The organism is Heyndrickxia sp. FSL W8-0496, from assembly GCF_038007825.1.
Classification (GTDB): Bacteria; Bacillota; Bacilli; order Bacillales; family Bacillaceae_C; genus Heyndrickxia; species Heyndrickxia oleronia.
The window spans coordinates 3,260,245-3,272,833 of record NZ_JBBOXX010000001.1; the positions used below are offsets into that span (position 1 = coordinate 3,260,245).

The following is a 12,589-nucleotide window of genomic DNA, read 5'->3' on the forward strand; positions in this document are numbered from 1 at the left end:
AATTGTAGCATACAGGGGGATTTTAGAAAAGTTTAAGATGTACTCAACTATAAGGTATGGATATTTTCCCATATGACCATAGTTGATTCCATTCATCGGAGGATTTTAATGTAGGTATTGTTTCCAGCCATTCTTTCGGGATTGGATCACCACTGTGCTCACACTTTCCATAATTACCTTTATTCCATTTAGAAAGGGCTGTATGAATATCTTTTAATTCTTCATTAATCATATCTTTAATTAATTCGTCCTTTGTCTCATATGCACTTAATTCAGCTTTTAGATCATGAAGTAAATAAAATAATTGATCATCATTTCGGCACATTGAAATTCCCTCCTTTAATGAATTAATGTTAGTTTACCCGAATCATGATAATGATGATGGAGTAAGTCTTTCATGTAGTTACATAAAATAGAAAACCCTCGAAGATTTACCTTCAAGGGTTTTTTAGCAATTATTTTATTGAACATTTTCATAAGATTCTTTAACAACTGAAGCACAACGTTGGCATAAGGTTGGATGATTCTCGTCCTCACCTATTTCAGTTGTTACAATCCAGCAGCGTTCACATGTCTCACCTTCAGCTTTTTCAACAACAATTGCTGCATGTTCAAGTTTTACAGCATTTTCAGGAGCATCAGCGATCGCTCCACCTACCTCAAATCCAGAAACAATAAATAATTGCTTCATGTTTTCAGAAATGGAATCTAATAATTGTTTCATTTCATCATTCACATATACAGTCATTTTTGCAGTTAATGATTTTCCAATAACTTTTTCATTGCGCGCTTCTTCTAGTGCCTTTAGAACATCATCACGTAATTTTAAGAAATTCTCCCATTTTAATTCTAATTCCTTAGCATTTGGAATTTCAACATATTCAGGCATATTAGTAAGCTGAACACTAACTTCTTCAATGCCAGGGATATAGCCCCAAACTTCATCAGCTGTGTGTGGAAGAATCGGTGTTAAGAGCTTAGTTAAAGCTGTTAAACATTCATATAGAACGGTTTGCATCGCCCGACGTTCTTCATTATCTTTTGCTTCAATATATAATACATCTTTTGCAAAGTCTAAATAAAATGAACTTAAATCTAGGGTACAGAAATTATTAACATTATGGTAGATCGTTGAATATTCATAACCTTCATAGGCATTTCGAACTTGTTTAATTAAATTATTTAATTTCACAAGCATAAATTGATCTACTTCACGAAGGTCCTCATACTTAACTTTATCAGTTGCAGGATCAAAATCTGATAAATTTCCTAATAAGAATCGGAACGTATTTCGAATCTTACGATATACTTCTGATACTTGTTTTAAAATAGCATCTGATACACGGACATCTGCTTGATAGTCAACAGATGCTACCCATAAACGAATGATGTCTGCTCCTAGTTGATTGACTACCTTTCCAGGCAAGATCACATTTCCTAATGACTTACTCATCTTTCTGCCTTCACCATCAAGGACGAAGCCATGACTTAGAACACCTTTATACGGTGCTTGACCTGAAACGGCAACAGAAGTAGTTAATGATGAATTAAACCATCCACGATACTGATCAGATCCTTCAAGATAAAGATCTGCAGGACGCTGAAGATCATCACGTTCAACCAGTACACCTTGATGGGATGAACCTGAATCGAACCATACATCCATAATATCCGTTTCTTTTGTAAATTCCCCATTTGGACTACTTGGGTGTGTGAATCCCTCAGGCAATAGATCCTTTGCTTCACGTTCAAACCAAATATTTGACCCGTGCTCACGGAATAAATTAGAGATATGCTCGATTGTTTCATCAGTGATGATCGGATCACCATTTTCTCCATAAAATACCGGGATTGGTACACCCCACGCACGTTGTCTTGAAATACACCAATCGCCACGGTCACGGACCATATTAAATAGGCGCGTTTCGCCCCAAGTTGGTACCCATTTTACTTCCTTTATAGCTTGTAATAGTTCTTCACGGAACTTATCAATAGATGCAAACCATTGCGCAGTAGCTCGGAATATAACAGGTTTCTTCGTTCTCCAATCATGCGGATATGAGTGTGTGAAGAAGTTTAATTTTAGTAATGCTCCAGCTTCCTCTAACTTCTCAGTAATCGGCTTATTTGCTTTATCATAGAATAATCCTTCAAAGCCAGGTGCTTCAGAAGTTAAAACTCCCTTATCATCAACTGGACATAAAACATCTAACCCATATTTTTTACCTACAAGGAAATCATCTTCCCCATGACCTGGAGCTGTATGAACACATCCAGTACCAGATTCTGTTGTCACATGGTCACCTAAAATCACTAATGAATCTCGATCATATAATGGATGTTTAGCTACAACATATTCTAGCTCTTTCCCTGTAACTGTTTGAACAATTTCAGGAGATTCCCATTCTAAAACTTCAGAAACCGTTTCTAGTAATGCTTTCGCAATTACATATTTTTCGTTATTAACGCTTACTACTACATAGTCAATTTCCGGATTTACTGCAATTCCTAAATTGGCCGGAATTGTCCATGGAGTCGTCGTCCAAATAATAATCTTTGTATTAGCTTCTAATACACCTTTTCCATCTTTTACTTCAAAGGCAACATAGATAGATGGAGATTTAATATCTTTATATTCAATTTCTGCTTCGGCTAAAGCAGATTCACTAGAAGGAGACCAGTATACAGGTTTCATTCCTTTATAAATATATCCTTTTTTAGCCATCTCACCAAAAACCTTAATTTGTTGTGCTTCATATTCAGGTTTTAAAGTGATATATGGATTTTCCCAATCTCCACGTACACCTAAACGTTTAAATGCTTCACGTTGATTATCAACTTGTTGATAGGCATATTCTTCACAAAGTTTACGGAATTCGGCAACAGACATTTCCTTACGTTTGACACCTTTGTTCGTTAATGCTTGTTCAATTGGTAAACCATGTGTATCCCATCCAGGAACATATGGAGCATTGAATCCTGTCATTGATTTAAATCGAACGATAAAATCCTTTAATGTTTTATTTAATGCATGCCCCATATGAAGATCGCCATTAGCATATGGAGGTCCATCATGAAGGACAAATAATGGTCTACCTTTTGTATGCTCTTGCACCTTTTCGTAGATATTAAGTTCCTTCCATTTTTCTTGAATTTCCGGTTCGCGTTTAGGTAGGTTTCCTCGCATTGGAAATTCTGTTTTTGGCATTAATAACGTATCTTTATAATCCATATTACTTCCTCCTTGATATCACAGGGACCAACAATTTGAAAAATCCCGAATTCACTATACACATCATTGCCTATTTAGAACTATTCTATAGGCTTTTTTCTTACTTTTGTATGGATATGTTTAAACAACAAAAAAACCTTCACATCCCTGTAAAGGGACGAGAAGGTTTTCCCGCGGTACCACCCTAGTAGATAATCATTGATTATCCGCCTCTTAGCATTCGTATCGTGAATGATTCGCTATTATCTACTAACCATAAAGGTGTTCAATTCAAGAACTCTAGGGTGATGTTCCAATTATTTGCTTATACCAAGCTTTCACTATCCTTGGTTCGCTATATATTATAAGACATGTAAATAATTGTACTGTCCCTGTCATCGTTTAAAATATTAGTTTTATAAATTATATGTGAAATAATTTCATTTCGTCAAGATTATTTCATTTCTTCTTCAAGATTTAATTCTGTAGCATCAATTTCAAATTCCATTAAATGGTCCCAATCATCATTTTTTAACAAATCTAATTGAGCTTCGATTAACATCTTAAATCTTGTACGGAAAACCTTTGATTGCTTTTTCAATTCTTCAATTTCTAAAGCAATTTTTCTAGCCTTTGACAATGCTTCATTAACAATTCTATCTGCATTTTTCTCAGCTTCTCTAATAATTAACTTCGATTCCTTTTGCGCATTGCCACGAACTTCCTCAGCCGCTTCTTGAGCAACAACTATAGACTTATGCAGTGTTTCCTCTATGTTGGTAAAATGTCCTAAGCGTTCATTAAGAGAGTTTAACGTTTCTTCCAACTCTTTTTTCTCACGAATGATAATTTCATAATCCTTAATAATTTGGTCGAGGAATTCATTTACTTCGTCCTCATCATATCCTCGAAAACCTCTACTAAATTCTTTATTATGTATATCCAATGGTGTTAAAGGCATTCTGCCACCTCCACAATGTATTCAAATTTAATCTTTAATAACTTGTATGATTAAGTCCCAGAAACAAGACCAGAAAACATTTTATCTATAATCAATAGATATCAAGGCGCTTGCCTTTAGCTTCAACGCTAGCCCCTGAAAGTTAAAAACTTCAAGCTAAGACGGTTGAACTCTTAACTCTATTATACCGATATTCGACAGTTTGTGGGGATTTTCCTGCAACTTTTTCAAATTATTTCAACACACCAGCTTTTATTCGCCATTTTTCTTTTTTGGTTTTCCCGTCGAATGAAAGCAGCTTACACCTTCCATGTCCTCTTGCAGACAATACGTCCCCTTCTTCACAAATAAAGGCTGATTGTTCCACAATCCTCCAATTTATTTTTACCAAACCATGGGCTATAAGCGTTTGTGCTTTTTGTCTAGAAATATTGTATACAGAAGATAGAACAGCATCCAAACGTAATGAACTCACTGTCGTTTGAATTTCTTGCCAAACTTCTCCAGTTGATATTGCATCACTTAGCGGGATTTCTAGAAGTTGAATGGATGTTTTACCGATCTGTTGGAACTCAAGCTTAATATAATCCAGCAATTCTTTTGCAATAAAAAACTGTATACGCTCATTTTTGCATAAAATATCGCCAAACTTTTCGCGTTTTAATCCAATAGACATAAGCGTCCCCAACACCTGTCGATGCGTCAATGTAACAAATTTGGATGGATATTTTACTTCTAGTAAAGCAATTTGGTAATCTTCAGATGATGGAGAATAGTAATCTGGATATAGGAGAACTCTGTTTCGCTCACAATCAGAATTCCCACCAAAAATCCCGTATTTCACACTTTGTTCATTGCCAATGATTGATTTCAGAATATGTATTTGCCGAGGATCTAAAAAATCAATTAGCTTTGGTGCATAACGATCTTCGACAAACTGTTTCCATTGAATGACTTGATCAATAAAATCTTTTTCCTCTGATCTAAAATGTTGATATATATTATCCATAAATACCTCTTATACTTATTGATTACTATAGAAAAAGAAGACTGTTTTCGTATAGTTTGTTGGTTGTGTAAAAGCCAAACTGCCGACTTTTACGCTCAATAAAGGAATCCAGCGATTCATATGGAGTTTGTAGCAGCTCATTTCTCAGTAAAAGAAAGGTGTAAGGTCTTCGGTTGATGATTTTACGTTAAAACTCACTTAAATAGCAACAATGTTTGAGATAAGAGCCAAAAAGAAAAAGGTAGTATGATTACTACCTAGATGGTCCATAAATAAATCTGTCTAATCCCATAGCTAGCTAATCTTAATACGATAATAGCTACAATTGGAGAAATATCAATCATCCCAATAGGTGGAATAAACCTCCTAAATTGTTCTAAATAAGGTTCACAAATTCGCCCGAAAATTTGTCCAATAGAAGATTGTTGAGCATTAAACCATGACATAAAAATATAAATAATAATAATATACGAGTAAATTTTAACTGCTTCTAATAAAATAGTTACTAAAAATAACATTCCTTTTAAGACCACCTCGAATCAAATTCACTATGTTGAATTAAATCGGAAATATTCCCTGATACTTCTACATTATCTGGAGTACATAAGAATATATCCGTACCAATTCTTTGGATATCTCCACCAATTGCATAGACTGTACCACTTAAGAAATCTATAATTCTTTTGGCTTGATCATGCTCAATTCTTTGCAAATTAACAACGACAGCTCGTCTATTTTTTAAATGATCTGCAATATCTTGAGCTTCTGCATAAACCCTTGGTTCAAATAAAATCACTTTAGAAGATGAAGACTTTTGAACACTTTGGAGGCTCACTACATTTTGCCTCTGATTAGCAGGCTTTGTATATTGTTCCCGCTCTGGCTCACTATCCATCTTTTCTTCTTCTGTATATTCATATTCATCATCTAATAAAAAAAATGATTTCAACTTTGTTTTTATCCCCATGTTCACACCTCCAATAAGATGACCTGCTTATTTCATCCTTCATCGCCAACTAATGACGTACCAATTCGAATATATGTAGCACCTTCTTCAATCGCTATTGTATAGTCATTAGACATTCCCATTGATAATTCATTACATGGTGCATAATCAAGCTGTAATTCTTGAATTTTCACTTGAAGTTCTTTCAATCCACGAAAACTTTGACGAATGATTTCTACATTTTCAGTCAGTGGTGCCATTGTCATTAAACCAATCACTTTAATGTTTTCGAAATCTTTTAAATCATGTATAAAATTTACCACATTCTCTGGACTAATGCCATGCTTAGATTCTTCCCCTGATACATTAACCTGTACAAAACAAGATATTGGCTTATTGGCACGCTTATTTATTTCTTCTGCCAGAGAAAGTCGGTCTAGGGAATGAATAAAAGATACTTTATCAATAATATTTTTGACTTTTCTAGTTTGCAAAGAGCCTATGAAATGCCAAACTGCATCGTTTCCTATTGTTTCCCATTTATTTAATAGACCTTCATCACGATTTTCTCCCAAATTGTTAACCCCTGCCTGAAGTGCTTCCTGTGCACGTTCAGTTGTTACATATTTCGTAACTGCAATAAGTTTAATTTCTTCCGAGTTTCTATTAGATCTTTCACATGCTGCTTTAATTTTTTCATTAATGATTGAAAGATTTTCAACCACTTTCATTTAAATATCTCCTTTCAAACCAATAAAACTAAGCATTCTTCCTGTTTTTCCATGATCACGTCGATGAGAAAAAAATTCTTGATGATCACAACTCGTACAATAATTAGTGAGTTCAATATTTTCCAGTTTAACTCCTGCGTTTAAAAGAATCATTTGATTTAATTTTTTTAAATCTAAATGATATTGTCCACCAGATATTTCTTGGTATGGACAATCATCTTCTACCCAGGTATTTACTTTCTCAATCACTCGATCATCGACGATATAACAATTTTTGCAAATAGATGGACCAATTACCACGTTAATTTCTTCTGGTTTAATTCCTTCCTGATTCCATTTATCAACCATTTCTTTGGCAATCCCATTTACTGTTCCTTTCCAGCCTGCATGAGCTATGCCAATAATATGATGATTTGGCGCGTAAAAGAATAAAGGCACACAATCAGCAAAACAAAGAGTGAGAAGAATATCTTCTTCCCCTGTAAATAGTCCATCAGTCCGTTGGATACTGCTTGAATAATCAAGTGCTCCTTTTCCAGCATCAGCATGATCCACTTTTGCTATATATGTATCGTGTGTTTGCTCGGCTCCTATCCAATGATCAAGGGGGAATCCAAGCTTCTTAGAAAGTAGTTTCCGGTTTGATTGTACACTCTTTTTGTCATCACCTACATGAAATCCAAAATTTAATGAGGCATATTGTTCTTCACTTTGGCCGCCTAGCTTTGTTGTAAATCCAGCAATTAGCCGGGAATTTATCTGATTCCAATTTTCAATGATAAAAAACTCTTTCTCTTTTTTTTGGAAAGGTTCGCTCATAATCGTAACTCCTAATAAGGTTCTTAACCTTAGATTCTTTTTTATAGTTTATCACAGATTACGTTTTGGTTCATTCAAAAACTGTAAACCAATCACTCGTTCAAAAAGAGATTGTGACAGATAAAGAGGAATTGAGGAGAAAAAATGTGTCTCAAGACCTGTGTTTGAGACACATAAATGGTGGAGAACTGAATAATCTGTCTCAAACCTAATCATTGATTATTTCGGTTCTGATAATTGTTGTTGCATGTAATTTTGATCACGAAATCTAACAAGAATGACGTCCGCGCCAATTTTTACAATATTACTCCATGGTATAATGAATTCCTCCTCTTTCCCAAAGAATCCTAATATTTTTCCAGAACCTCCAACGATAATACTGTCTATTTTTCCTGTATCTAGATTAATATCAATATCACCCACATTTCCTAATTTTCGGCCATCAGAAATACTCACCACATCTTTTACTTGGAATTCTGATATTCTCACCAAATTTACCACTCCTTAAAAATCATTCCAATCAATGATATTACATGTATATGCTTTAGTTGATTTTTTTAGGAATGGCTTTAGTTGATCTTCTCAAAAGAATAAAATAGCTTTCATTAAAATAATGTAGGACAAGTACCCCGCCAAAAACGGGATACTTGTCCTACTATTGGATATTCTTATTCATTTGTTTAATGGCAGCCTTTTCTAAACGTGATACTTGAGCTTGGGAAATACCAATTTCTTCAGCAACTTCCATTTGCGTTTTCCCTTGAAAAAATCGTTTTCTAATAATGAGTTTTTCTCGGTCATTTAACCTGCGCAACCCTTCTTGTAATGCAATTTCTTCCACCCAATTCGTATCACGATTTTTTTCATCACCTAGCTGATCCATTACATAAATAGGGTCTCCCCCATCATTATAGATAGGTTCGAATAAGGATACTGGATCTTGTATTGCATCAAGAGCAAATACAATTTCCTCGTGTGGTACTTCCAATACCTTTGCTATTTCTTCTGCTGTAGGCTCCCTCGATGTTTTACTCATTAGTTTTTCTCGTACTTGCAGCGCTTTATAAGCAATATCTCGTAGTGACCTTGAGACACGGATTGGATTATTGTCACGTAAATATCTACGTATTTCTCCAATAATCATTGGCACCGCATAAGTAGAAAATCTCACATTTTGACTTAAATCAAAATTATCAATTGATTTCATTAGTCCAATACATCCAACTTGAAAAAGATCATCTACATACTCACCACGGTTATTAAAACGCTGTATAACACTTAATACAAGTCTTAAATTACCGTTTACAAGCTTCTCTCTTGCATATAAATCTCCTTCATGCATTTTTTTTAACAATTCTCTCATCTCTTCGTTTTTTAACACAGGAAGCTTTGATGTATCGACCCCACAAATTTCAACTTTATTTCGCTTCAAGTCTTTTCCCCCCCTTATAGGAGCTGCTGTTCAAAATTAAGTATCTCCTTGGGTGGGAAATTTATGCATGAAATGAAATTTGTGATAGATGGTTAAATCCTCTAATTACTGATAGAAATAGCGTTTCAAAAAAATATTTTTTTAAACCATTTTATTAAATTCTTTTTTTAATCGTTTAATGATTCTTTTTTCCAACCTTGATATATATGACTGTGAAATACCTAACATATCTGCTACATCTTTTTGTGTTTTCTCCTCTCCCCCGAGTAGACCAAATCGGAGCTCCATGATTTGCTTTTCACGTGGAGATAATTGATGCAGAGCATTAAATAATAACTTTTTATCCACATTTGCTTCGATGTCTTTTGTAATAATATCCTCTTCAGTACCAAGAACATCTGATAATAATAATTCATTCCCATCCCAATCAATGTTTAATGGCTCATCAAAGGATACTTCTGATCGAATTTTATTATTTCTACGCAAATACATTAAAATTTCATTTTCGATACATCTTGATGCATATGTAGCTAACTTTATTTTCTTTTCAGGGTTAAATGTATTTACTGCTTTTATTAATCCAATTGTTCCGATACTTATTAAATCTTCAATATTGATACCTGTATTTTCAAATTTTCGGGCAATGTATACAACTAATCTTAAATTTCTTTCAATGAGCAAAGATCGTGCAGCCATATCACCTTTTGGCAGCTTTTCTAATAAAACTTCCTCCTCTTCTTTTGTTAGGGGTGGTGGCAATGCTTCACTTCCACCAATATAATAGATTTCATCTGTTTTTAACCCCAATTTTAAAAGTACTTTGTACCAATAATAAGATAATTTTATTTTTAATTTTTTCATCTCATGTCCTCCTTCTAAATAGATAATCTTAGGAGTATAGTTATAGTAACAATTGAATTTAACTTTTTTTCGTTTAGGCAAGAGTTACAAACATCTAATACCACTAAAGCCTAGTTGGTATAGCAGGCAGCAGTGCTTATACAAAAGCAACAAACTATATGAAAGCAGCCTTCGTTTAAGATACTGATTTTATTGAGATACCTGTTAACATTTTGGGATGAACGATGCATTGGAATGCATCTTCACTTGATAAGGCATGATTTGAAAATGATATTAACGCTTTTTGTACATTCCATCTTTCATGATCTTTTTGAATAATCATTTGATCTGGTTTATACGCAAGCAAAAGTTGATTTCCTTTATTAACAGTCTTTGCGGGTATGAATCGAACTCTTTCACTCCAATCAGAAGGTAATTCCGTTTTCCCTTGCAAAAAATTCTCTGAATGCTCTATAGCCTCTATAATTTCTATAGGAAGCTCGTTTCTAAATGATTGGGTTGAGATGATCATTACAGGCTGCCTTGATAATGGATCGTAAAGCTGGTTTCCACTATCTATAAGACCTTTCACTTGAATAGAAACTCCATTTATCTCGACCATGACATCTACTAATTGATCAAATTGAATGGTCGTTATTTCAAATGTTTCAATCCTTTTCTTAGAGAAATACCACGCAATTGGAATGCCAAATAGTATGAACAGCCAACTAATCGGATCACCAAATCCTCTAACTGATGCTAGGAACACTGAACTTTGCAATTGAAAATCAAATTGAATAAAATAATGAACTCCGATTAAAATGCCACCAGTTAAAAAAGTAACAAAATAAAAGGTAAGAACATTGGATATAAAATATTTCAAGCGTTTATAACCAAAAACTGTAAAGACCATTACGAAGGAAAAAAGTAATTTGATGAATGGGTTTCCTGCATAAGCTGATAACGGAGTCAGACTCATAACAATTAGTAAAGATCCGATTAAACCTCCAAGTAAAAGCTTCCATTTTGATATTGGACGTTTCATTATAATGGCAGTTATCCAGAGTAGCATCACGTCTACAATGAAGTTTAAAAGCCATATCACGTCCATATAGACGACCAAACCTATCCCCCCAATTGCTATGTTTTTTTATTCATACCAGCTTTTCTTAATGGTATCGTACATACCTGTTTGAAGTGTGTCATTTCTTGTATGGGAAATTAGAGAAGTTTTCAAGATTTCGTTCGAATTTTGTCAAATTAAAATTCGTTGTCTAATGACCTTAAATAGGGGCTATCATAAGAATTTTGAGGATAAAAAAAAGAATTGTCTGGTAAGGGAGTGACCCCTTATTAGACAATTCTTTCTTTCTTATTGATTTCTACGATTTCTATTTCTTAAAAATGTAGGGATATCTAAAGTATCCTCCACTTGTTGATTTACTTGTCGAATAGGTTCCTGTACTTCTTCACGCTTCGGTTCACGTTCACGTTTAACCGTTGGATTAACAGGTTGTTTTTGCTGTCCAACACCGAAGGATGGTCTACTTACAGGCTTTTGCTGTCCAATTTCTTCTGTAAATCCTGTTGCAATAACTGTTACAACAATTTCATCTTTTAGATCTTCATTGATTACTGATCCAAAAATCATATTTACTTCCTGATCAGAAGCAGAAGCAACAATATCGGCTGCCTCTTGAACTTCGTAAAGACTTAGATTTACTCCACCAGTAATATTCATTAACACGCCTTGTGCTCCATCGATTGATTTTTCAAGAAGTGGAGAAGAAATTGCCTTTTTCGCTGCTTCTGCAGCACGATTCTCACCTGTTGCCACACCAATACCCATAAGTGCAGAACCCTTATTGGTCATTATCGTTTTAACATCAGCAAAGTCAAGATTAATTAATCCTGGAGTTGCGATTAAATCTGAAATACCTTGAACCCCTTGACGAAGTACATTATCTGCCTCACGGAATGCTTCAAGCATTGGAGTACTCTTATCAACAATCTCTAATAATCGATCATTAGGAATAACGATAAGGGTATCTACTGCTTCCTTCATTGAAGCAATACCGCCTGCAGCTTGTGTTGCACGTTTTCTACCTTCAAAAGAAAATGGTCTTGTAACAACACCGACAGTTAAAGCACCTAAATCTCTAGCAATTTGTGCAATGACAGGTGCCGCACCAGTTCCTGTTCCGCCACCCATACCAGCAGTAACAAATACCATATCTGCTCCTCTTAAAGCTTCTTCAATTTGTTCCTTGCTTTCTTCAGCAGCCTTTTTTCCTACTTCAGGATTAGCCCCTGCACCTAATCCTCTCGTCAATTTTGCACCAATTTGCATTTTTATTTCAGCTTTTGATAGATTTAAAGCTTGCGCATCAGTATTAACAGCAATAAATTCAACACCTTGAACATCATGTTCGATCATACGGTTTACAGCATTATTACCGCCACCGCCTACGCCTATTACTTTTATCGTTGCTAATGAATCTAAATTTGTATCGAATTCCAGCATGACAGATCCTCCTAATTCGTCCATATTTCAACAAGATATTCTTTTTCTTAAACGGCTACATCCGAAATATCATTGAATATTTTATATCATTTTTTAATTATAAACTTAACCTGTGT

General features: G+C 34.6%; 13 protein-coding genes and 1 other annotated feature. All 13 genes read right to left on the reverse strand.

Annotation, left to right across the window (positions count from 1 at the left end; genetic code table 11):
* Positions 1-43 precede the first annotated feature (43 nt).
* Positions 44-325: a TraR/DksA family transcriptional regulator gene (locus NST63_RS16415; protein WP_058002577.1), complete on the reverse strand. Its 282-nt coding sequence runs from the start codon at positions 323-325 to the stop codon at positions 44-46.
* Positions 326-460: 135 nt separating this feature from the next.
* Positions 461-3,232, reverse strand: coding sequence for an isoleucine--tRNA ligase (gene ileS / locus NST63_RS16420; protein WP_341042976.1), 2,772 nt, complete (start codon positions 3,230-3,232; stop codon positions 461-463).
* Between the two features lie 150 nt (positions 3,233-3,382).
* Positions 3,383-3,619: a binding site (T-box leader), on the reverse strand.
* A gap of 46 nt (positions 3,620-3,665) precedes the next feature.
* The gene (locus NST63_RS16425) at positions 3,666-4,172 is read right to left on the reverse strand and encodes a DivIVA domain-containing protein (protein WP_058002575.1); all 507 of its coding nucleotides are present in this window, start codon (positions 4,170-4,172) and stop codon (positions 3,666-3,668) included.
* Positions 4,173-4,404: 232 nt separating this feature from the next.
* A complete protein-coding gene (locus NST63_RS16430) occupies positions 4,405-5,181 on the reverse strand; it encodes a YlmH family RNA-binding protein (protein WP_212942014.1) in 777 nt (258 codons plus the stop codon).
* A gap of 257 nt (positions 5,182-5,438) precedes the next feature.
* Complete coding sequence (locus NST63_RS16435) at positions 5,439-5,699, reverse strand: YggT family protein (RefSeq protein ID WP_212942015.1); 261 nt, start codon at positions 5,697-5,699, stop codon at positions 5,439-5,441.
* A 5-nt stretch (positions 5,700-5,704) separates the two neighbouring features.
* Positions 5,705-6,148, reverse strand: coding sequence for a cell division protein SepF (locus NST63_RS16440; RefSeq protein WP_058002572.1), 444 nt, complete (start codon positions 6,146-6,148; stop codon positions 5,705-5,707).
* A gap of 32 nt (positions 6,149-6,180) precedes the next feature.
* Positions 6,181-6,858, reverse strand: coding sequence for a YggS family pyridoxal phosphate-dependent enzyme (locus NST63_RS16445; RefSeq protein WP_212942016.1), 678 nt, complete (start codon positions 6,856-6,858; stop codon positions 6,181-6,183).
* Positions 6,859-7,677: a peptidoglycan editing factor PgeF gene (pgeF, locus tag NST63_RS16450; RefSeq protein ID WP_341042978.1), complete on the reverse strand. Its 819-nt coding sequence runs from the start codon at positions 7,675-7,677 to the stop codon at positions 6,859-6,861.
* A gap of 219 nt (positions 7,678-7,896) precedes the next feature.
* Positions 7,897-8,169, reverse strand: a complete 273-nt coding sequence (locus tag NST63_RS16455) for a YlmC/YmxH family sporulation protein (RefSeq protein ID WP_212942019.1) — start codon at positions 8,167-8,169, stop codon at positions 7,897-7,899.
* Positions 8,170-8,332: 163 nt separating this feature from the next.
* Complete coding sequence (gene sigG, locus NST63_RS16460; protein ID WP_071976633.1) at positions 8,333-9,109, reverse strand: RNA polymerase sporulation sigma factor SigG; 777 nt, start codon at positions 9,107-9,109, stop codon at positions 8,333-8,335.
* Between the two features lie 141 nt (positions 9,110-9,250).
* Entirely contained in the window at positions 9,251-9,970 is a 720-nt protein-coding gene (gene sigE / locus NST63_RS16465) for an RNA polymerase sporulation sigma factor SigE (RefSeq protein WP_058002567.1), read from the reverse strand.
* Positions 9,971-10,145: 175 nt separating this feature from the next.
* Positions 10,146-11,072: a sigma-E processing peptidase SpoIIGA gene (spoIIGA, locus tag NST63_RS16470; RefSeq protein WP_212942021.1), complete on the reverse strand. Its 927-nt coding sequence runs from the start codon at positions 11,070-11,072 to the stop codon at positions 10,146-10,148.
* Between the two features lie 249 nt (positions 11,073-11,321).
* Positions 11,322-12,473: a cell division protein FtsZ gene (gene ftsZ, locus NST63_RS16475; RefSeq protein ID WP_212942022.1), complete on the reverse strand. Its 1,152-nt coding sequence runs from the start codon at positions 12,471-12,473 to the stop codon at positions 11,322-11,324.
* Positions 12,474-12,589 lie beyond the last annotated feature (116 nt).

Excerpts from the sequence above, each read along its gene's own strand:
- NST63_RS16415 (WP_058002577.1), bottom strand. The coding sequence starts at position 325 with ATGTGCCGAAATGATGATCAATTATTTTATTTACTTCATGATCTAAAA.
- ileS (WP_341042976.1), bottom strand. The coding sequence starts at position 3,232 with ATGGATTATAAAGATACGTTATTAATGCCAAAAACAGAATTTCCAATG.
- NST63_RS16425 (WP_058002575.1), bottom strand. The coding sequence starts at position 4,172 with ATGCCTTTAACACCATTGGATATACATAATAAAGAATTTAGTAGAGGT.
- NST63_RS16430 (WP_212942014.1), bottom strand. The coding sequence starts at position 5,181 with ATGGATAATATATATCAACATTTTAGATCAGAGGAAAAAGATTTTATT.
- NST63_RS16435 (WP_212942015.1), bottom strand. The coding sequence starts at position 5,699 with ATGTTATTTTTAGTAACTATTTTATTAGAAGCAGTTAAAATTTACTCG.
- NST63_RS16440 (WP_058002572.1), bottom strand. The coding sequence starts at position 6,148 with ATGGGGATAAAAACAAAGTTGAAATCATTTTTTTTATTAGATGATGAA.
- NST63_RS16445 (WP_212942016.1), bottom strand. The coding sequence starts at position 6,858 with ATGAAAGTGGTTGAAAATCTTTCAATCATTAATGAAAAAATTAAAGCA.
- pgeF (WP_341042978.1), bottom strand. The coding sequence starts at position 7,677 with ATGAGCGAACCTTTCCAAAAAAAAGAGAAAGAGTTTTTTATCATTGAA.
- sigE (WP_058002567.1), bottom strand. The coding sequence starts at position 9,970 with ATGAAAAAATTAAAAATAAAATTATCTTATTATTGGTACAAAGTACTT.
- ftsZ (WP_212942022.1), bottom strand. The coding sequence starts at position 12,473 with ATGCTGGAATTCGATACAAATTTAGATTCATTAGCAACGATAAAAGTA.